This window comes from Agromyces binzhouensis (genome assembly GCF_042672355.1).
In the GTDB taxonomy this organism is placed as follows: domain Bacteria; phylum Actinomycetota; class Actinomycetes; order Actinomycetales; family Microbacteriaceae; genus Agromyces; species Agromyces binzhouensis.
In genome coordinates, this window is record NZ_JBHXVJ010000007.1 from 87479 (window position 1) to 106456 (window position 18978).

20 protein-coding genes are annotated in these 18978 nt (G+C 72.9%); 10 read left to right on the forward strand and 10 right to left on the reverse strand.

The annotated features are described in order from the left end of the window. Positions 1–9: 9 nt before the first annotated feature. Genes ACFVHK_RS13250 through xseA form a run of 3 tightly spaced genes read right to left on the reverse strand, consistent with a single transcriptional unit; the run spans position 10 to position 2145 of the window. The gene (locus ACFVHK_RS13250; RefSeq protein ID WP_376929201.1) at positions 10–654 is read right to left on the reverse strand and encodes a DUF4245 domain-containing protein; all 645 of its coding nucleotides are present in this window, start codon (positions 652–654) and stop codon (positions 10–12) included. Further along, positions 651–920, reverse strand: a complete 270-nt coding sequence (locus tag ACFVHK_RS13255) for an exodeoxyribonuclease VII small subunit (RefSeq protein ID WP_376929202.1) — start codon at positions 918–920, stop codon at positions 651–653. Before ACFVHK_RS13255 ends, ACFVHK_RS13250 begins: the two co-directional genes overlap by 4 nt. A gap of 1 nt (position 921) precedes the next feature. Then, positions 922–2145, reverse strand: coding sequence for an exodeoxyribonuclease VII large subunit (gene xseA, locus ACFVHK_RS13260; RefSeq protein WP_376929203.1), 1224 nt, complete (start codon positions 2143–2145; stop codon positions 922–924). An 85-nt stretch (positions 2146–2230) separates the two neighbouring features. On the opposite strand from xseA, the gene ACFVHK_RS13265 reads away from it, so the two are divergent. Continuing rightward, entirely contained in the window at positions 2231–3277 is a 1047-nt protein-coding gene (locus ACFVHK_RS13265; RefSeq protein WP_376929336.1) for a 4-hydroxy-3-methylbut-2-enyl diphosphate reductase, read from the forward strand. Between the two features lie 45 nt (positions 3278–3322). Here ACFVHK_RS13265 and ACFVHK_RS13270 read toward each other — a convergent pair whose 3' ends face one another. Together ACFVHK_RS13270 and fbaA are read right to left on the reverse strand one after the other, a co-directional pair. Beyond that, positions 3323–3943 carry a DUF6264 family protein gene (locus tag ACFVHK_RS13270; protein ID WP_376929204.1) on the reverse strand — a complete coding sequence of 207 codons (621 nt, stop codon included), beginning with the start codon at positions 3941–3943 and terminating at the stop codon, positions 3323–3325. 8 nt (positions 3944–3951) lie between these two features. Continuing rightward, positions 3952–4983, reverse strand: a complete 1032-nt coding sequence (fbaA, locus tag ACFVHK_RS13275; RefSeq protein WP_376929205.1) for a class II fructose-bisphosphate aldolase — start codon at positions 4981–4983, stop codon at positions 3952–3954. Positions 4984–5101: 118 nt separating this feature from the next. Here fbaA and ACFVHK_RS13280 point away from each other — a divergent pair, with 118 nt between their 5' ends. The 3 genes from ACFVHK_RS13280 (at position 5102) to ACFVHK_RS13290 (ending at position 8661) form a co-directional block, all read left to right on the forward strand. Then, on the forward strand, positions 5102–6031 hold the full coding sequence (locus tag ACFVHK_RS13280; RefSeq protein WP_376929206.1) for a fructose-bisphosphatase class II: 930 nt from the start codon (positions 5102–5104) through the stop codon (positions 6029–6031). Between the two features lie 134 nt (positions 6032–6165). Then, positions 6166–7167, forward strand: a complete 1002-nt coding sequence (glpX, locus tag ACFVHK_RS13285) for a class II fructose-bisphosphatase (protein WP_376929207.1) — start codon at positions 6166–6168, stop codon at positions 7165–7167. An 81-nt stretch (positions 7168–7248) separates the two neighbouring features. After that, on the forward strand, positions 7249–8661 hold the full coding sequence (locus ACFVHK_RS13290; protein WP_376929208.1) for an MFS transporter: 1413 nt from the start codon (positions 7249–7251) through the stop codon (positions 8659–8661). Positions 8662–8710: 49 nt separating this feature from the next. Here ACFVHK_RS13290 and ACFVHK_RS13295 read toward each other — a convergent pair whose 3' ends face one another. Then, the gene (locus ACFVHK_RS13295; protein ID WP_376929209.1) at positions 8711–10210 is read right to left on the reverse strand and encodes a DNA recombination protein RmuC; all 1500 of its coding nucleotides are present in this window, start codon (positions 10208–10210) and stop codon (positions 8711–8713) included. Positions 10211–10283: 73 nt separating this feature from the next. Beyond that, complete coding sequence (locus ACFVHK_RS13300; protein WP_376929210.1) at positions 10284–10901, reverse strand: exonuclease domain-containing protein; 618 nt, start codon at positions 10899–10901, stop codon at positions 10284–10286. 117 nt (positions 10902–11018) lie between these two features. Between ACFVHK_RS13300 and ACFVHK_RS13305 the strand changes: the two genes are divergently transcribed. Beyond that, positions 11019–11810: a class I SAM-dependent methyltransferase gene (locus ACFVHK_RS13305; RefSeq protein WP_376929211.1), complete on the forward strand. Its 792-nt coding sequence runs from the start codon at positions 11019–11021 to the stop codon at positions 11808–11810. Positions 11811–11819: 9 nt separating this feature from the next. Here the strand turns inward: ACFVHK_RS13305 and ACFVHK_RS13310 are convergent, their stop codons facing one another. Next, complete coding sequence (locus ACFVHK_RS13310) at positions 11820–13079, reverse strand: DUF7363 domain-containing protein (protein ID WP_376929212.1); 1260 nt, start codon at positions 13077–13079, stop codon at positions 11820–11822. Positions 13080–13323: 244 nt separating this feature from the next. Here ACFVHK_RS13310 and ACFVHK_RS13315 point away from each other — a divergent pair, with 244 nt between their 5' ends. Next, positions 13324–14289, forward strand: coding sequence for a DMT family transporter (locus tag ACFVHK_RS13315; protein WP_376929213.1), 966 nt, complete (start codon positions 13324–13326; stop codon positions 14287–14289). Positions 14290–14300: 11 nt separating this feature from the next. Next, positions 14301–15374 carry a redox-regulated ATPase YchF gene (gene ychF, locus ACFVHK_RS13320; RefSeq protein ID WP_376929214.1) on the forward strand — a complete coding sequence of 358 codons (1074 nt, stop codon included), beginning with the start codon at positions 14301–14303 and terminating at the stop codon, positions 15372–15374. A 193-nt stretch (positions 15375–15567) separates the two neighbouring features. Here the strand turns inward: ychF and ACFVHK_RS13325 are convergent, their stop codons facing one another. After that, on the reverse strand, positions 15568–15861 hold the full coding sequence (locus tag ACFVHK_RS13325) for a putative quinol monooxygenase (RefSeq protein WP_376929215.1): 294 nt from the start codon (positions 15859–15861) through the stop codon (positions 15568–15570). A 168-nt stretch (positions 15862–16029) separates the two neighbouring features. Between ACFVHK_RS13325 and ACFVHK_RS13330 the strand changes: the two genes are divergently transcribed. The 3 genes from ACFVHK_RS13330 to ACFVHK_RS13340 all read left to right on the forward strand — a co-directional run bounded on the left by ACFVHK_RS13330 (position 16030) and on the right by ACFVHK_RS13340 (position 18346). Further along, positions 16030–16614: an RNA polymerase sigma factor gene (locus tag ACFVHK_RS13330; RefSeq protein WP_376929216.1), complete on the forward strand. Its 585-nt coding sequence runs from the start codon at positions 16030–16032 to the stop codon at positions 16612–16614. A 69-nt stretch (positions 16615–16683) separates the two neighbouring features. Next, the gene (locus ACFVHK_RS13335) at positions 16684–18033 is read left to right on the forward strand and encodes a hypothetical protein (protein WP_376929217.1); all 1350 of its coding nucleotides are present in this window, start codon (positions 16684–16686) and stop codon (positions 18031–18033) included. 103 nt (positions 18034–18136) lie between these two features. After that, positions 18137–18346, forward strand: coding sequence for a dodecin (locus ACFVHK_RS13340; protein ID WP_376929218.1), 210 nt, complete (start codon positions 18137–18139; stop codon positions 18344–18346). Positions 18347–18384: 38 nt separating this feature from the next. Here the strand turns inward: ACFVHK_RS13340 and ACFVHK_RS13345 are convergent, their stop codons facing one another. Next, a complete protein-coding gene (locus tag ACFVHK_RS13345) occupies positions 18385–18978 on the reverse strand; it encodes a 1-acyl-sn-glycerol-3-phosphate acyltransferase (RefSeq protein ID WP_376929219.1) in 594 nt (197 codons plus the stop codon).

Genomic DNA, 18978 nt, shown 5'->3' on the forward strand with positions numbered 1-18978 from the left:
CCGCTCCTCTCAGCGCTGTGCGTCGATCGTCGGCGCGAGTGCGCCGGCGAGGGTCTCGAACTCCTCGGGGGTGGCGGTGCCGAGGAGCACGAACGTGCTCTCGCCCGCCTCGGTCACGAGTCCGTAGCGCGCGTTGCCGACGTCGGCGTCGGTCTCGCGGTTGTCGTAGGCGGTCCACTCGACCCCGTCGATCGTGACGACGCCGGTGGCGATCGTGTTCTTCAGCAGCTCGGCGGTCCAGGTCGGGTTCGCACCGAGCCCCTGGTACAGCCCCGCGTACTCGTCGCTCGGCGTGAGGTAGCCCGCGTACCACGAGGTGATGCCGTCGGCGTCGCGCGTGCGGAGCTCTGCGGCGTTCGACCGCCACCCGGAGGGCAGGTCGGGCACGGCGAGCGGCGGGTCGATGCCGACCTGCGCCTGCGCGGCGACCGCGGCCACGTCGATGTCGCGCTCGATCGGGGTGTCGCTGCGCGGGACCAGCAGGACGATGAGCGCGACGACCGCCACGCACGCCAGGAGCGAGCCGACGAGGTTCCGCAGCGTCTGCCGTTCGCGGTGCTTGCGGGACTGCTCGGCCCGGCGTTCGGCCGTCTCCTGCGGGGTCTCGGGGCGGCCGAGTTCGGCGACGACCCGCGGGGCGCGCGCGGCCATCATGCCTCGCCGCCGTCGAGGTCGCCGGACGCGGGGGCCGCCGGTCCGCCGGCGGCTCCGGCTCGTGCCGCGTCGAGTCGCGCCTTGGCGCCCACGAGCCACTCCTCGCACCGCTGCGCGAGCGCCTCGCCGCGCTCCCACAGCGCGAGCGACTGCTCGAGCGTCGCGGAACCCTGCTCGAGCTCGGCGACGACGCGCACCAGCTCGTCGCGGGCCTGCTCGTAGCTGAGCTCGGCGACATCCGTGGAAGTGGGGGGCATGGAGGGCATTCTATTCGGCGTCGCCGACCGCTCCCCGAGATGTCGCTCCGAGACGTCCCTCGGCGAGCGTGATCCGCAGCGGCGTGCCCGCCGGGGCCTGCTCGGGGTTCGTCAGCACGCCGTCGTGGTCGCGCTGCACGATCGCGTACCCGCGTTCGAGCGTCGCGAGCGGGGAGAGCGCGCGCAGCTGCGAGCGGAGCTCGGCGACACGTGTCGCGGCGCGCTCGATCGCGCGCTCGGCGAGCTCGCTGCCGCGCGCGACCCAGCGCGTGACCTCCTCGGCGCGCCGGTCGACCATCCAGCCCGGGTCGGCGAGCGCCGGGCGGCTCCGCAGGTGCCCGAGCCGGTCGATCTCGTGGTTCACGAGCGTGGTGACGCGCATGCGCAGGCGCGCGCGGGCCTGCTCGACCCTGATGAGCTCCTCGGCCACGTCGGGCACCACCCGCTTCGCGGCATCCGTCGGCGTCGACGCCCTGAGGTCGGCGACCTCGTCGAGCAGCGGACGATCGGCCTCGTGCCCGATCGCGCTCACGATCGGCGTGGTCGCCGCGGCCGCGGCCCGCACGACGCGCTCGTCGCTGAAGCCCAGCAGGTTCTGGAAGTCGCCGCCGCCGCGCGCGACGATGATGACGTCGACCTCGGGGTCGGCATCGAGCCGACGGATGGCCCCGACCACCTCGGGCGCGCACCGGTCGCCCTGCACGGCCGCGTAGGCCGTCCGGAACTCGACGGCCGGCCAGCGAAGGCGCGCGTTGCGCACGACGTCCTTCTCGGCGTCGCTGTCCTTGCCCGTGACCAGTCCGATCACCTGCGGCAGGAAGGGCAGCGGCCGCTTGCGGTCGGCGGCGAACAGGCCCTCCGCGGCGAGCTGCGCGCGCAGCCGCTCGAGCCGCTCGAGCAGGTCGCCGAGCCCGACGTGCCTGAGGTCGAACACCTGCATCGTCAGGGAGCCGCCCTTGACCCACCAGTTCGGCTTCACCAGGGCGACGGCGTGGTCTCCGGCCTTGAACTGCTCGGTGAGCTTCGCGCGCGTCGACGACCAGATCGTGAACGACACCGTGGCATCCGTCTCGAGGTCCTTCAGCTTGCCGTAGACGTTGCCGGCAGAGACGCCCCACTGCGTGATCTCGCCCTCGATCCAGACCGTGCCGAGGCGGTCGAGGTACTCCTTGAGCTTCGCCGAGAGCACCGAGACGGGCCATGGGGTCTCGCGGGTCGTCGGTCCGTCGGCCATGCGCCTCCCAGCAGCCCGTCATCATCGCCCGCGTAGGATGGCCTCCGTGACGAGCTTGACGGATGCCCCGCGAATCGACCTCGGCATGCCTCGGATCCCGAGCGTGCGCGGCCGGCTCAAGGATATCCCCGTGCAGGGGCGCAAGAAGGTGCTGCTCGCGGCGCCGCGCGGCTACTGTGCGGGCGTGGACCGGGCGGTGATCGCCGTCGAGAAGGCGCTCGACCACTACGGGGCGCCGGTGTACGTGCGCAAGCAGATCGTGCACAACATCCACGTCGTGACCGAACTCGAGAAGCGCGGCGCGATCTTCGTCGAGGAGGTCGACGAGGTGCCGGAGGGCGCCCACGTGGTCTTCAGCGCGCACGGCGTCTCGCCCGCGGTCGTGAACTCGGCCGCCGAGCGCGGCCTGCACGCGATCGACGCCACCTGCCCCCTCGTCACGAAGGTGCACCGCGAGGCCGTGCGCTTCGCCCGCGACGACTACGAGATCCTGCTCATCGGCCACGAGGGCCACGAGGAGGTCGAGGGGACCGCCGGCGAGGCGCCCGACCACGTCACCCTCGTCAACAGCCCCGACGACGTGCCGAACATCGACGTCCGCGACCCCGAGAAGGTCGTGTGGCTCTCGCAGACGACGCTGTCGGTCGACGAGACGATGGAGACCGTGCGGCGCCTGCGCGAGCGTTTCCCGAACCTGCAGGACCCGCCCTCCGACGACATCTGCTACGCCACCCAGAACCGCCAGGTCGCGATCAAGAAGGTCGCGCAGGACGCCGACCTCGTGATCGTGGTCGGCTCGGCCAACTCGTCGAACAGCGTGCGCCTCGTCGAGGTCGCCCTCGAGTACGGCGCGAAGGCCGCGTACCGGGTCGACTACTCGACCGAGGTGAAGCAGGAGTGGCTCGAGGGCGTCGAGACGGTCGGCGTCACGAGCGGCGCCTCGGTGCCCGAGGGGCTCGTGAAGGAGGTGCTCCTCGAGCTCGAGGACGCCGGCTTCGGCGAGGTCGAGGAGGTCAAGACGGCCGAGGAGGACCTGATGTTCTCGCTGCCGAAGGAACTCCGCAAGGACCTGCAGGGCAACCGCGACGCGCGCGCGATCGGCGGCCGCAACCGCGCGGGCGCCACGGCCTGAGCGCTCGCCCGCCTCGAGCGGCCCCGCCGCTCGAGGCGTGACGGCTCAGCCGCCCGTCATCCGCTCCAGGTACGACTGGAACGTCGGGTCGGTGAAGAACACGATCGACGTGAGCACCATCGTCGCGAGGAACGCGACCGCTCCGCCGACGAGCGGCACCCAGAACGCGAGCCTCCGCGCGCGCAGCCGCATGATCGACCATCCGAGCACCGCCGCGTAGAGCGCGAGCATGAACACCGTGCCGATCAGCGCGAGCGTCGGAAGCCAGGGCTGCGGGGTGTAGGTGCCGACGCCCTGGTCGGAGTACACGGACTGGATCGCGCCGGGGAGCTGCTGCAGGCTGACCGACGTGTTCCATGCGCCGATCGCGCCGAGCGCGAGCAGCAGGATCGTGAAGAACCGGTCGGTCGTGCGCGGGCGCCTCGCCGACGCGTCGACCGCATCCTGCTCCGCGCCGGGCCGCATCGCGGCGGGCGGAGGGGGCGGCGGTGCCGGGGCGGATGCCGCGGCATCCGCTCGATCGTCGCCCGGCGGCTGCCACGACCAGCCCTCGGGGGCGTACTCGCCGTACTGCGGGCGAGGCCGCTCGTCGCGCGGCGGGGGAGCGGCGCCGTCGTCGGCGCCGCGCCCCTGCGTGTCGTGCCGAGCGGCCTCGTCCTGCGTCATCCGTCGCCCTACGCCGTGAGCGAGTTGCCGGCGGAGCCGAGCTGGTGGGTGGACTCGCCGACGCGGACCGCCATGGCCGACTCGGCCACCTTGCCCCACGCGCGCGGGTCGTACTGCTTCTTGTTGCCGACCTCGCCGTCGACCTTGAGCACGCCGTCGTAGTTGCTGAACATGTAGCCAGCGATCGAGCGCGTGAACGCGTACTGCGTGTCGGTGTCGATGTTCATCTTGACGACGCCGTTGGCGACGGCCTCGGCGATCTCGTCGTCGGTCGAGCCGGAGCCGCCGTGGAAGACGAGGTCGAGCGGCTTGTCGCCGGTGCCGTACTTGGCGGCCAGGCCGTCCTGGATCTCCTTGAGCAGCGCCGGGCGGAGCTTGACGTTGCCGGGCTTGTAGACGCCGTGCACGTTGCCGAAGGTGAGGGCGGCCATGTAGCGGCCCTGCTCGCCCAGTCCGAGGGCCTCGACGGCGGCGATGGCGTCGTTCAGGGTCGTGTAGAGCGCCTCGTTCGAGCCCTCGTGCTTGACGCCGTCCTCCTCGCCGCCGACGACGCCGATCTCGACCTCGAGGATGGCGTTGATGTTCTTGAGCTTCGGGAGGATCTCCTTGGCGATCTCGAGGTTCTCCTCGAGCGGCACGGCCGAGCCGTCCCACATGTGCGACTGGAAGATCGGGTTCCGACCGGCCTTGACCTCCTCCTCCGAGGCGGCGATCAGCGGGTACACGAAGTCGTCGAGCGCGTTCTTCGGGCAGTGGTCGGTGTGGAGCGCGACGGTCACGGGGTACGACTTCGCGACCTCGTGCGCGAACTTGGCGAAGGCGAGCGCGCCGGTGGCGCGGGCCTTGACCGTGTGGCCGGCGAAGTAGTCCGCTCCACCGGTGGTGACCTGGATGATGCCGTCGGAACCCGACTCGGTCAGGCCCTGCAGCACCGCGTTCAGCGTCTGCGAGCTCGAGACGTTGAACGCCGGGAAGGCGAAACCCTTGGCCTTGGCGGTGTCGAGCATCTCGGCGTACTGCTCGGGCGTTGCGATGGGCATACCTTGCTCCTTCGGAGGTGAGTGGGATCGGCACGAGTCTACCGACGTGTCGAGTCCGCCTCAGGTGCGATGACGCAAGGGGTGCCGGATGTCGGGCCTCGCGCGGCAGGATTGAGTCGTGACACAGGACGCAGGACCCGCCGACGTGGACCGCGCGGCCCCGGACGCCGTGATCGACCCGGCGCTCGCAGACGGGTTCGCCGCTGCGGTCCGGGCCGCCGCGCTCGCGGCCGTGCCGTTCGTCGGCTCCGGGGACCGCGATGCGGTGGACGGCGCCGCGGTGGCCGCGATGCGGTCGGCGCTCGCGGGGCTCGCGATCGACGGGCGGGTCGTCGTCGGCGAGGGCGAGAAGGACGAGGCGCCCATGCTGCACCTCGGCGAGCGGTTCGGCTCCGGCGACGGACCCGCCGTCGACGTCGCAGTGGATCCGGTCGACGGCACGAGCCTCGCCGCCGCGGGATCCCCCGGAGCGATGGCGATCCTCGCGGTCGCTCCGCGAGGCGCCTTCCTCGACATCGGACCCGCCCACTACATGGCGAAGCTGGTCTCCCGGGTGCCGGGCCTCGAGATCGATGCGCCGGTCCGGGAGGCGATCGTGCGGATCGCCGAGGTCCGAGGCGTGCCCGCCGGGGACGTACGGGTCGCGGTCCAGGACCGGCCGCGGAACGCTCCGGTCGCGGATGCCGCCGAGGCGGCCGGGGCGCACGTCGAGCGCTTCGTGCACGGCGACGTCGAGCGGTGCCTGCGCGCCGCGCGCCCGGACGGCGACCTCGACCTGGTCGTCGGCGTCGGCGGAGCGCCCGAAGGCGTGCTCACGGCCGCAGCAGTTCGGGCGCTCGGCGGCTGGATGCAGGCGCGGCTGGCGCCGCAGTCCGCGGGCGAGTCCGACCGGCTCGCTGCGGCCGGCATCCCCCTCGGCCGGGTCTCCGGGCTCGAGGATCTCTGCGGCGACCGGGTGGCGGTGTTCCTCACCGCCGTGACGCCGTGCGACCTGGGGCCCGGCAGCCGGCTGGATCCGGGACAGTCGTGGCGGGTCCCGACCCGTTAAGAATGCACGAACTTTCACGCCCGATCCGGGCCGCACCGGCCCGTTCGGGCAAGCCCGTCACTAGGCTCGAAGGCAGGCGGCCCGGTCGTGCGAACCGCGCGGGCGCCGCACCCACGAACCAGGAGGACCCCTCGATGGCGAGCAGCGAACACGACAGCCTCTACCTGCACCCCGACCGCAACATCGCCCTCGAACTGGTCCGTGCGACCGAGGCGGCCGCCATCCGCTCGTACCCGTGGATCGGCCGCGGCGAGAAGCTGGCCGCCGACGGCGCCGCGGTCGACGCGATGCGCGCGTTCCTCGGCACGGTGAACTTCGACGGCGTCGTGGTGATCGGCGAGGGCGAGAAGGACGAGGCGCCCATGCTCTTCAACGGCGAGCGGGTCGGCAACGGGCGGGGGCCGGCGTGCGACATCGCCGTCGACCCGATCGACGGCACCTCGCTCACCGCGTCCGGCCGTCAGAACGCGCTGTCGGTCATCGCGGTCGCCGACCGAGGCACGATGCTCGACGCGTCGTCGGTGTTCTACATGGACAAGATCGTCACGGATGCCTCGGGCATCGGCGTCGTCGACATCCGCAAGCCGATCGGCGAGAACCTGCGTGCGCTGGCGAAGGCGAAGGGCAAGGAGGTCGGCGAGCTGCGCGTCGCGGTCCTGAACCGTCCTCGTCACGAGCAGCTGATCGCCGAGATCCGCGAGGCGGGTGCGGGGACCCGGCTGATCTCGGACGGCGACGTCGCGGGCGGCATCAACGCGGCCCGGTACGAGTCGCGCATCGACATGTGCGTCGGCATCGGCGGCAGCCCCGAGGGCATCACGACGGCGTGCGCGATCAAGGCGCTCGGCGGGTTCATGCAGGGCCGGCTCGCGCCGAAGGACGACGAGGAGCGGGCGCGCGGCGAGGCGGCCGGCCTCGACTGCGACCAAGTGTACGAGCTCGACGACCTGGTGCGCAGCGACAACACGTTCTTCGTCGCGACGGGCGTGACCGATGGCGAACTCGTCGACGGCGTGCGCAAGAAGGGGCCGATCATCCGCACCGAGTCGATCGTGCTGCGCGGCAAGTCGGGCACCATCCGGCGGATCGTCGCCGACCACCTCGTCGAGAAGTGGCTCGACGACACCGGCCGCTGACCCCTCGACCGCCGGCTCGCGCCGCGCTGCCGTGAGCGGACGAGCCTGTCCGATGTCGGCGGAGTGCCGCAGACTGGTCGGGTGACCTCCGAGACCCGGATGCCGCGTGCGCTGCGGCCGTTCTCCTCGGCGCAGTACCGCCGGCTGGTGGTCGCCCTCGCCGCATCGTTGCTCTCCGCGGGGGCGTGGATCGTCGCTGCCGCGTGGCAGGTCATCGAGCTCGGCGGAACGCCGATCGATCTCTCGATCGTGGCGGTGGGTGCGAGCCTCGGCCTGGTGCTCGCGGTGCTCGTCGGCGGCGTGGTCGCCGACCGCGTGCCGCAGCGGCGGGTCCTCCTCGTCGTCGAGACGGCGCGCGCCGTCGTGTTCGCGGCGGCGGGCCTCCTCGCCGCGACCGGGTCCATCGAGGTGTGGCACCTCGCGGTGCTCTCGTTCGTGCTCGGCGTCGCCGACGGATTCTTCTATCCGGCGTACTCGGCCTGGCTTCCGGCACTGCTTCCCGCGGAGCAGCTGCTCGCTGCCAACGGCGTCGAGGGCGTGCTGCGTCCCGTCGCCCAGAACGCCGCCGGCCCGGCGCTCGCGAGCCTGCTCATCGCCGTCCAGGCTCCGTGGCTCGCATTCCTCGTGGTCGGCGGGCTGCAGGTCGTCGCGATCGTCGCGCTCGCGCTCATGCGGACCACGCCGTTGCGGCGCGACCTCGAGCCGTCCGACGCCCACCCGCTCCGGCAGATGGCGGTGGACCTCCGCGACGGGTTCGCGTACCTGCTGCGCACGCGGTGGCTCTTCGCGACTCTCGCGTTCTCGATCCTGCTCGTGCTCGTGGTCGTCGGGCCGCTCGAGGTGCTGATCCCGTTCGCGGTGCGCGACCAGACGGGCGGCGGCGCGGGCGAGTTCGCACTGGTGCTGGCGTCGTTCGGCATCGGCGGTGCCGCCGGGTCGCTGCTGGTGTCGTCGTTCCGGCTGCCGCGGCGCTACCTCACGCTGATGATCCTCGCGTGGGGCTTCGGCTGCCTGCCGCTCGCCGTCATGGGCGTGACGACGTGGCTGTGGGCGATGGTGGTCGCGGCGTTCGTCGTCGGGTTCTTCTTCGACGCCGGGCAGGTCGTCTGGGGCACCCTGCTGCAGCGGCGGGTGCCCCCGGCGATGCTCGGCCGGGTGTCGAGCCTCGACTTCTTCGTGTCGCTCGCGCTGATGCCATTGTCGATGGCGATCGCCGGTCCCGTCGGCGAGTGGCTCGGGCTCGCTCCGGCGTTCCTGATCGCCGGGGTCGTGCCGCCGCTGCTCGCCGTCGTGACCCTCGCCACGGCGCGCCTCGGTCAGGACGAGCTCGCGCACCCGCTCGACGACGGCCCGATGGATGCCACGCAGACGACCGGTGCCGAGGCCGCGGCGGGATTCGCCGCGCCGGTCGACGAGCCGCATCCGGTCCGCGATCCGTCGTCCGGAGCCGACGGTCCCGGCGGCGGGCGCACGGTCGCTGCGGACGAGGAGTGAACGTTCGCCCGTCCGGATCCCGTCTCGGCTACGGACGCAAGCGCCGGGCTCAGGACGAGGCCGTACGTCGGATGTGCTCGTCGAGATCGGCGCCGTCGAAGTCGTCGTCGATCGGGAGCGCGAGTGCGTCATCGGCATCATCGAGCGGCGTGGAGGCCGATGCGGCGTCGTCCTGCTCGACCTCGAGTGCGGGAACCGACTCCGCGCTCGCATCGAACGGATCGCCATCGGTCAGCTCGGGCGCCGACAGGCGTCGGGGCGACTCGTGGATGGGCGTCGGCTCCTCGACCAGCGACAGCTTCGTCTCGTTGATTCCCGGGAACTGGCGGGCCGTCACGAGGACACGCGACTCGAGCGAACTGGCGAACTTGTTGTAGCTGTCGACCGTGCGCTCGATCGCCTTGCGCAGCGAGTCGGCGTGGCCGGCGAGCACGCCGATGCGCTGGTAGAGGGTCGTGCCGAGGTCGAAGAGCTTCTTGGCCTCGTCGGAGACCGCCTGCTGCTGCCAGGCGTAGTCGATCGTCTTGAGCACGGCGAACAGGTTCACCGGCGACGCCAGCGCGACGCGACGCTCGAACGCGTAGTTCAGCAGCCCCGCATCGGCCTCGAGTGCGGCCGAGAGCAGCGACTCGTTCGGGATGAACGCGATCACGAACTCCGGGCTCGCCGCCAACCCCTCCCAGTAGGTCTTCTTGCCGAGCGCGTCGATGTGCGAGCGCATCGCCTTGACGTGCTTCTCGATGAGCGACTTGCGCCGCGCGCCCTCTTCGCCGGTCGCGGTCTCGGGGATGCTCGACGCCTCGAGGTAGTGCTCGAGCGGCACCTTCGAGTCGAGCGGGATGAACTTGCCGCCGGGCAGGTTCACGACCATGTCGGGACGCCCGCGGCCCTGATCGGTCGTGACCTGCGTCTGCAGCTCGAAGTCGACGTGCTGCGTGAGGCCCGCCGCCTCGACGACGCGCCTCAGCTGCGTCTCGCCCCAGACGCCGCGCGTGCTGTTGTTCCGGAGCGCGCTCGCGAGCGACTCGGTCGTGGCGCGGAGCTCGGCGTCGGACATCTGCGCGCGCTTGAGCTGCTCGGCGATCGATCCGTACTGCTCGCTGCGCTGCTGCTCGAGCTCGGACACCTTGCGCTGCATCGTCGACAGCGTCTCGCGCACGGGGCTGAGTGCCTGCAGGACGGCGCTCTCGCGGCGTTCCCGCTCGCTGCGCTCGGCCTGGTCGAGCCGCTGCTGCTCCAGGAGCTCGCGCTGGCGCTGCCCCTGCTGCTCCACCTGCTCGCGCAGTCCGGCGGCCGCCGTCTCGGCGGCGGCGAGCTCGGCGCGGAGCGCCGCCTGGAGGCCCTGCTGCTCGGAGAGCAGGCGCGCTCGTTCCGCTTCGGCGGCCGCGCGCTGCTCGAGCAGGGCGCGCTCGTGTCGGGCCTCGACGAGCGCCGGGTCCTCGACCGTGGCACCGTCGCCCGCGGGCCGGCGCTGCGCGACGACGTGCATGACGAGGGCGCCGAGCGTGCCGCCGACGACGAGCCCGATGATGAGGAGGAGGATGTCCATGTCGGCAAGTGTGGCAGCGGCCCCCGACATCCGTCGGCAGGCGACCCGGCAGGCCGTCGGGCCCGGCGGGGGACTACTGCAGGGCCATCGGCCCGTGGAGCGACGCCTGCGCGCGCGAGGCCGCCGGGCCGATCGCGCCGACCCGCACCCGCGTCACGTGGGCGAGCCGGGCGAGGTCGCCGGCGTCGTGCCGCTCCGCGGCGTGCACGACGATCGCCGCGCACGCCTCGGCGTCGGCGAGCGCGTCGTGGTGCGCGAAGTCGTCGAACCCGGCGGCCGCGGCCGCCGACGTCAGCCGGTACGAGTCGAGGTGGTACGTCCTCCGGGCGACCTGGAGGCTGCACACGTACCTGAAGTCGGGCACGTCGAGGCCGAGCGCCTCGGAGGTCGCGCGGATGACGCCCATGTCGAAGCCCGCGTTGTGCGCGACGAGCCAGTCGTCGCCGGCGAACTCGCGGAGGAACGGCAGGTGGGTCCGCCAGTCGTCGGCGCGCTCGACCATGTCGGGCGTGATCCCGTGGATGCGCACGTTCCATGGCGAGAAGTCGCCGTGCGGGAACGGGGGGCGGATGTACCGGTGCTCGCGCGCGACGACGCGGCCGGCGACGACCTTCACCAGCCCGATCGAGCAGGCCGAGGCGGCGGAGGAGTTGGCGGTCTCGAAGTCGATCGCGGTGAAGCTCACTGGCACGCGGGCATCCTCGCACGCGCCGCCGACGCGGCCCGCGACCCGGTCGGCGCGCCTCGCCATTGACGCGCGCGCCCGGGTGGCGTGGAATGTGCGGTGGGCGGCATCCGGGGGTGGGCGATGGCTGGCGAGGGCGACGGCGCGACCGCGGTGCGCGGTGGACTCCTCGTGGATCCGTCCGACCCGGACCCGCGTCGGGGTGCGCGCCCGGTCGGCGCAGTGGCATCCGCCTATGGGGCCGCCGCGCCCGGGTACCCGCTCGAGGCGGTCGAGTGGCTGGTCGGCGACGCCGCCAGCGTGCTCGACCTCGGCGCGGGCACCGGCGGCCTGACCGAGGCGCTCGTCGCGCTCGATCGCGAGGTCGTCGCGGTCGACCCGGTGGAGGAGATGCTCGAGGAGCTCGAGGTCCGCGTGCCCGGAGTTCCGCGCATCCTCGGTACGGCCGAGGACCTCCCCGTCGAGGACGACTCGGTCGACGCGGTCGTCGCGGGCCGGGCGTGGCACTGGTTCCAGCGCGAGCGCGCCGTGCCCGAGATCGCGCGGGTGCTCCGCCGCGGCGGCGTGCTCGGCCTCGCCTGGAACCGCCGGGACACGAGCCCCGACTGGCTGGTCGCTGCGGGGGAGATCATGCACGAGCAACCCGACCCGTCGTCGTCCGACCCGTCCGTCCGGGTCGGTGGTCCGTTCGGTCCGGTCGAGTCGCACCGCGTCGAGTGGGTCCGGCGGATGTCGCGGGCGACGTTCCTCGACCTGGTCCGCTCGCGCCGCGGCTGGCTGACCGCGCCGCCCGGCGAGCAGCGCACCGTGCTCGCCGCCGTCGAGACGCTCCTCGTCACGCATCCGGATGTCGCGGGCGCCGACGAGCTCTCGGTGCCGTACGTGACCGACTGCTTCCGAGCGATCCGGCGCTGAGGCGTCCGGTCAGGCCGCCCGGGCCCGTGCGTCCGGGTGCCCGTAGACCGCGTACGCGATCGCGCACGCCTCGCCGGCCGCGCGCGCGGCCTCGCGGGCCCGACGCGACGCCCGGTCGACGGGCGAGCCGTCGGCGAGCTCGGCCGAGAAGGTCGCGAGGAACGTCTCCGAGAGCGCGGCCCGTCCGCCGCTGCCGCCGCACTCGACGACCACGCCCGCGCCGTTGCGCATCGCGGCGGCCGCACCCTCCACGGCGCCGGCCGTGGAACCGAGGGCGACGACGGACGAGGAGGCGATCGCCGTGGCGGGGCGCGGCGCCGAGGCATCCGTCGTCGTCGACAGGCGCACCGCGGCAGGGGGCGCGACGTCGTACAGCCAGCGGGTGAGGCCGAACTGGCCGAGGAACGGGTCCGCGTCGGACGGTGCCGAGCCCGGGCGGCGCACCACGAGGAGCTCCCACGGCAGTTCGGTCTCGCCGGTCGTCTGGACCACGAGTCCGTCGAGGCGGTCGCGGTGCACCCAGAGCAGGTCTCGCGCGCGCCGGTCGAGCAGCTGGTCGGCGAGCCGCGCGCCGACCTCGCGCAGTCCGCGCTCGACCGCGTCCGCGCGCTCGGCGGCGGGCAGGTCCGCGCCGACCTCCTTCGCCCGGGCGAGGGAGGCGCGCACGTCCGCCACGAGCCGCGCCTTGTCGGCGAGGCGGATCCGGAAGCGGTGCGACTCGCCGCCGACGCTCAGGGCGGCGTGCAGGATCGAGCGGCCCCGGGCGATCTCCTCGTCGATCCGCAGCGTCGGACGGCTCGTGATCAGCGGGTCGGCCGTCGCGATCCGAGCGGATGCGCGCGCCAGGCCGGCCTGGCCGTGGTCGTCCGAACCGACGACCTCGCTCGTGAGTCGGACCGTCGCGAGCGGCAGTTCCCCGTCGCCGCGCACGAGCACCGTCACCTCCGCGGGGCCGCGATCGACGGCGAGCATGGTGAACCGCGCCTCCGCGGCCGTGCCGGAGGGCAGGCGAACGAGGCGGCTGCGACGTGCGCCCACGAGGAATCGGAGGCCGCGGGGGACGACCGTCACGGTGACCGGCCCGCCGGCCACGATCCGCCCGGCTTCGCCGTCGACCGGCGTCGGCCCGCCCGGCGCCGTCGCGGCATCCGTTCGCACCAACCGGACCGTGAGCGTCGCGGTCGACCCCACCGTCACGATCGGCGTGAGCTCGGCCTGCAGATGCGCCGCTGCGCCTCCCCGTGCTGCGACGCGTCCGTCCTGCGGCATCCGTTCCCCCTTCGACGGCGCGGCGGCCGTACAGGCATCCGGGCGCCCGAGTGGGCGCCCGCAGGTGGACGCTACGCGGCGGAGGTCGCCGCCGCCTCAGGGCGGGCACCGAGCTCGAGCCGACCCATCCGGTCCGGTCCGGCCGCGCCGCGTCGACCGGGGCGAGCCGACCGCGAAACCGCCGGTGCGGCGCAGGTTGCGACTCACGGCGTCCGCACAGCCGACGAGGCCGTAGCATTCCCCGGTGCCACGTCGCCGCGCGTTCCTCGTGCTCTCGCTCGCCAACCTGTTCTGGGCGGGCAACTTCGTGTTCTCCGCGATCATCGCGGAGCAGGTGGATCCGGTCTCGCTGACGTTCTGGCGGTGGTCCCTCGCCGCGCTCCCGCTCCTCGTCGTGGCGTGGATCGCGGAGCGTCCCGACTGGCGTGCCGCGGCGCGCGAGTGGCCCTGGCACCTCGTGCAGTCGGTCTTCGGCCTGACCGGGTACGCGCTGCTGCTGTACGCGGGCATCGGGATGACGGGATCGGTGACGGCATCCGTCATCAGCGCCATCAACCCGGCGACGATCGCGCTCGCCGCGGCGGTCGTGCTGGGCGAGCGGATGTCGCGGGCCCAGGGCTTCGGCATCGTGCTCGCGTTCGTCGGGGTCGCCGTCGTGCTCACGGGAGGCGACCCGGTCGCGGCGTTCTCGCAGGGGTTCGGCGCGGGCGACCTGCTCGTGCTCGGCGCCGTGATCGCGTGGACCGTGTACTCCATCATCGCCCGGCGCCTCACGACCCCGCCGATCACCGCCACCGCGCTGCAGGCCGTGTTCGCCACCGTCACGATGCTGCCGGTGATCGCGGTCACCGGGCTCACGACGCCCTCCGACCTCGGCGGAACGCTCGCCGTCGCCTACATCGTCCTGCTGCCCTCGGTCGCCGGCTACGCGCTCTGGAATGCCGGCTCGGCGAGCCTCGGGCCCGCCCGCGCCGGGGTCTTCCTCAACCTGCTGCCCGTCTTCACGGTGGTCATCGCGCTGCTGCTCGGGCGCCCGATCGACCCGGCCGCGATCATCGGCGGCGTCGTCGTGCTCGTGGGCGTCTACCTCACGGTGCGCGTGCCGCGGGCCCGGCCCATCGCGATGGAGCCGGCGGGCGACGACCTCCCCGGCCAGGACGGGGAGGTCGCGGGTTCGCCGGCGACGGGCCCGGTGCCCCTGCCCCGGTAGACTGGTCGCCCGTGGCACTCACCATCGGAATCGTCGGCCTCCCCAACGTCGGCAAGTCGACCCTCTTCAACGCCCTCACCAAGAACACGGTGCTCGCGGCGAACTACCCGTTCGCGACGATCGAGCCCAACATCGGCGTGGTGAACCTGCCCGATCCCCGGCTCGAGGTGCTCGCGGGCATCTTCGGCTCCGAGCGCATCCTGCCCGCTGCCGTGTCGTTCGTCGACATCGCCGGCATCGTGAAGGGCGCATCCGAGGGCGAGGGCCTCGGCAACAAGTTCCTCGCGAACATCCGCGAGGCCGACGCGATCGCGCAGGTCGTGCGCGGCTTCGAGGACTCCGACGTCGTGCACGTCGACGGCAAGGTCGACCCGAAGAACGACATGGAGACGATCAACGCCGAGCTGATCCTCGCCGACCTCGAGACCCTCGAGCGCGCGATCACGCGCTACGAGAAGGAGGTCAAGGGCAAGAAGCTCGACCCGTCGGTGCTCGCGGCGGCGAAGGAGGCGCAGGAGGCGCTGCAGAAGGGCACGCCGCTGTCGGCCTCGAGCCTCGACCTCTCGCCGATCGCCGAGCTCGGACTGCTGACGGCGAAGCCGTTCATCTACGTCTTCAACGTCGACGAGGCGGTGCTGACGGATGCCGCCCGCAAGGCGGAGCTCGCCGCACTGGTGGCGCCCGCGGAAGCGGTCTTCCTCGACGCGAAGATCGAGTCGGAGCTCATCGACCTCGACCCGGAGGACGCGGCGGAGCTCCTCGCCTCGACCGGCCAGGAGGAGTCGGGCCTCGACCAGCTCGCGCGCGTCGGCTTCGACACGCTGGGCCTCCAGACCTACCTCACCGCGGGGCCCAAGGAGTCGCGCGCCTGGACCATCCGCAAGGGCGACAAGGCCCCGCAGGCGGCCGGCGTGATCCACACCGACTTCGAGAAGGGGTTCATCAAGGCCGAGGTCATCTCGTTCGAGGACCTCGTCGCGACCGGCTCGGTCGCCGAGGCCCGTGCCAAGGGCAAGGCCCGCATGGAGGGCAAGGAGTACGTCATGCAGGACGGCGACGTGGTGGAGTTCCGCTTCAACGTCTAGCGTCGCGCACGCGCCGGCGGGGGCGGCCGCGTTCGGTTCGATCGGGCGCCCAGAAAACATGAGCAAGTGTCACGAATCGCTTGCATCCTGAGCACAGGGGCGTATGATCGTGATCACCACCGGAGGACGCTCCGGCATAGAAAGGCCCCGACGAGTCGACAGACGCCGAGGCCTTTCAGGCTGTCTGGGGCCGTTACGCGAGTTCGCTGACGACGGTGACTCGGAACGGCGCGGCGAGCATCTCCGCCAGGGGTGCGTACGCCCCCGTCGCTGCGGCCTGCTCCATGTGCGCGGCGCGCGCCTCCGCCGACTCCCAGTCCGCGATCTCGACCAGTGCGTCGGGGTCGCCGAGCACCTCGTAGCGGGTGCTGCCGATGAACCCCGGCTGGTCGGCGCCCTGCGAGGCGATGAGGTCGTCGAGCCACCTCACGAGCTCGTCCCTCCGACCCGGGTGCGCCGTCAACTCCACGATCACCTTGATGGCCATGCCCTCACGTCCCTCCACGCAGACGAGCACGCGAGCCCGTGCTGCTCGGAGGCTACGCCTCGCGGGGGCGTGGCGCGACCGCGAGCGGATCGCGGGATGCCCGGGGTGCGTCCGGACCGATCTGCGCGGCGCGTGCAAGACTCGCAGCAGTCGCGACACAAGCAGGGCGTGAGGATCGCCAGCACCGACGCCGCAGACGCCGACACGACCCAGGGGGTGGCGATGCCCGATGCCGCGGAACCGCCCGCCACGCCGGCCGCCGACGAGGACCTGGCCTGGTTCACCCTCGTCGTGCACGAGCACTCGACCGCGCTCGTGAAGTACTTCGCGCGCCGCGGTCCGCGACAGGACGCCGAGGATCTCGCGGCCGACGTGTTCGCCACCGCGTGGCGCCGCCGCGCCGACGTGCCGCGCGAGGCGGTGCTGCCGTGGCTGTACCGCACGGCGGGATTCACGCTCGCCAACCACCGGCGCAAGTCCGTCGACCTCCCGGTCGAGCACCTGCCCGAAGCGGGCAGCTCGCGCGTCGACGAGGACCCCGAGCTCAGCGCGCTCTTCGATGCCGAGCTGCGCGGCGCCCTGCACAGCATCGGCGACCGCGATCGCCGCATCCTCCTCCTCCACGCGTGGGAGGGACTCGACGGCGAGGCGCTGGCCCAGGTGCTCGGCATCTCGCGGTCGGGGGCGGATGCCGCGCTCTCGCGTGCGCGCAAGCGCCTCCGCGAGGCGTGGGGCGAGCGGCTGTCCTTCTGAGCCGTGCAAGGTTCCGCGGCCGCGGCACACATGCATGGGTGAGACAGTCCGGCAGGAAGGCGAGCGAGGGTGAGCGACATGCGTGACGACGAGGACCGCCGCGATCCGATGGAGGAGCTGCGCGCCGCCGACCCGGCCGCCCGGGTCGAGCCCCGCGAGGGCTTCGCCGACGAGGTCGTCGCGAGCGTCACGGCCGATGCCGCAGGCGCGGCAGCGCACGAGGCCACGGCCGAGACGACGGATGCCGCGACATCCGCCTCGCCGCCCGTCGCCGATCTCGCGACCGAGCGCGCCCGCCGGCGCCCGCGCTGGATTCCGATCGCGGCCGTCGCGGCCTCGCTCGCGGTCGTCGGCGCCGTCGGGTACGGCGTCGGCGCGACGGCCGGCCCGTCCGTGAACCTGGCGGATGCCGCCGCCCCGCCGATCTCGCTCCAGGGCGCCGCCGGCGCCGGGGCGACCGAGGGCGGCCTCATCGAACCCGGGGCGGTCGACCAGCGGATGGCCGGACCGGGCGCCGCCGACCTGTCGTATCCCTACGGGTTCGGCCGCAACGCGTTCCATGCGGACGGGCTGTCGACCACGCGCGGCACGGCCGCCGCGTACGCGTTCGATGCGCCCGCGGCATCCGACCCCGACACGATCGCGGCGCTCGCCGCGGCGCTCGGCGTCGCTGGGGAGCCCGTGCTCGCCGACGGCGCCTGGACGGTCGGCCCGCAGGACGGCACCGCACCGACGCTGTGGGTGTCGCTCGACGGCACGATGAGCTTCTCCTACTCGGACCCCGGCAAGGACCCCTGGGTCTGCGAGGAGGGCACCGGGGTGTGCGAGCCGACAGGCGACCTCCCCAGCGAGGATGCCGCGATCGCCGCGCTGCGCGACCTCCTCGCATCGGCCGGCCGCGACCCCGGATCGTACGAGTTCTCGTCCGAGACCTGGGAGGGCGCGGTCACCCGCACGGCGTCCGCGTGGCCCGTCGTCGACGGCCAGCGCGTCGACACCGGCTGGTCGGTCGAGGTCACGCAGGACGGCCTGTACAGCGCCTACGGTGCCCTCGCCGAACTCGTGCCGCTCGGCGACTACCCGGTCGTGAGCGAGCAGGAGGCGTTCGAGCGGCTCTCCGATCCACGGTTCGGCGCGCAGATGACCATCATGCCGTTCGCGGTCCGCGAGCCGGCGAGCGACGACATCGCCGAGTGGGTGCCGCCGACCGAGCCGCCCGCCGTTCCCGCCCCCGGCACCGCGATCTCGTGGCCGGTGAACGACGTCGACATCGTCGAGGCCCGACTCGGGCTCGCGAGCCAGTGGCAGTCCGACGGCAGCGTCCTCGTCGTCCCGGCGTACGAGTTCACCGACGCCGAGGGCGGCGCCTGGTCCGTCGTCGCGGTCGCCGAGGAGCGGCTCGACTTCTCGATGGAATAGGCCGGCGCCGGGGACTCGGACAGCGGGGCGGCCTGTCGGAGCCCGGACGATCGGGCTAGGGTCGAGGCATCCCGCGCCGGTGCGGGAGGGGGAGCCGAGGCACATGAGCGATCACGTCTACCGCGTCACCGAGATCGTCGGGAGTTCGCCGGAGGGCACGGACACCGCGATCCGCAACGCCATCGCGCGAGCGACCGCGACGCTGCGGCACGTCGACTGGTTCGAGGTCGTCTCCACGCGCGGTGTCGTCGAGGACGGCGGCGTCGCGCACTTCCAGGTCACGCTGAAGGTCGGGTTCCGACTCGAGGAGTAGGGGACCGGCCGCAGCCGGTGCCGTGACCGCGACGGGAGCTAGCCGAGCCCCGCGGTGGTGTCGTCGCGCGGCTCGTTCCGCAGGCGCGGCTCGGTGCGAAGCTCGGGGCGCACGCCCGCCTTGTCCGCGTAGAAGGCGCGGATCCGGTCCATGTCGGACGCGACGTCGCCCGTGAGCTCGAACGTCGGGCCGAGGCCCGTCGTCATGGTCGTGCGGTCGACGAACCCGAGGGTCACCGGCATCCCCGTCTCTCGCGCGATGCGGTAGAAGCCCGACTTCCAGTACGCGTTCGAGCCGCGCGTGCCGTCGGGGGTCACGACCAGCCCGAACACCTCGCCCGCGTGGATCCGCGCCACGACCTCGCCGACGACCCGGCTCGGGTCGTCGCGGTCGACCGGGATGCCGCCGAGTCCGCGCATGATCGGGCCGCGCCATCCGCTGAACAGGCTCTTCTTGCCGAGCCAGCGCACGTCGATGCGGTAGTGCCATGCGATCGCGAGCATGAGCACGAAGTCCCAGTTGGAGGTGTGCGGGGCGCCGATCAGCACGGAAGGGCGGCCGGGAGCCGATTCGCCCGCGAGAGACCACCTGCTGAAGGCCCAGTAGACGCGGGCGACGAGACCTCGGAGCAT

Coding starts and splice junctions, on each gene's coding strand:
- ACFVHK_RS13250 (WP_376929201.1), bottom strand. CDS start 654: ATGATGGCCGCGCGCGCCCCGCGGGTCGTCGCCGAACTCGGCCGCCCC.
- ACFVHK_RS13255 (WP_376929202.1), bottom strand. CDS start 920: ATGCCCTCCATGCCCCCCACTTCCACGGATGTCGCCGAGCTCAGCTAC.
- xseA (WP_376929203.1), bottom strand. CDS start 2,145: ATGGCCGACGGACCGACGACCCGCGAGACCCCATGGCCCGTCTCGGTG.
- ACFVHK_RS13265 (WP_376929336.1), top strand. CDS start 2,231: ATGCCTCGGATCCCGAGCGTGCGCGGCCGGCTCAAGGATATCCCCGTG.
- ACFVHK_RS13270 (WP_376929204.1), bottom strand. CDS start 3,943: ATGACGCAGGACGAGGCCGCTCGGCACGACACGCAGGGGCGCGGCGCC.
- fbaA (WP_376929205.1), bottom strand. CDS start 4,983: ATGCCCATCGCAACGCCCGAGCAGTACGCCGAGATGCTCGACACCGCC.
- glpX (WP_376929207.1), top strand. CDS start 6,166: ATGGCGAGCAGCGAACACGACAGCCTCTACCTGCACCCCGACCGCAAC.
- ACFVHK_RS13295 (WP_376929209.1), bottom strand. CDS start 10,210: ATGGACATCCTCCTCCTCATCATCGGGCTCGTCGTCGGCGGCACGCTC.
- ACFVHK_RS13305 (WP_376929211.1), top strand. CDS start 11,019: ATGGCTGGCGAGGGCGACGGCGCGACCGCGGTGCGCGGTGGACTCCTC.
- ACFVHK_RS13310 (WP_376929212.1), bottom strand. CDS start 13,079: ATGCCGCAGGACGGACGCGTCGCAGCACGGGGAGGCGCAGCGGCGCAT.
- ACFVHK_RS13325 (WP_376929215.1), bottom strand. CDS start 15,861: ATGGCCATCAAGGTGATCGTGGAGTTGACGGCGCACCCGGGTCGGAGG.
- ACFVHK_RS13340 (WP_376929218.1), top strand. CDS start 18,137: ATGAGCGATCACGTCTACCGCGTCACCGAGATCGTCGGGAGTTCGCCG.
- ACFVHK_RS13345 (WP_376929219.1), bottom strand. CDS start 18,978: ATGCTCCGAGGTCTCGTCGCCCGCGTCTACTGGGCCTTCAGCAGGTGG.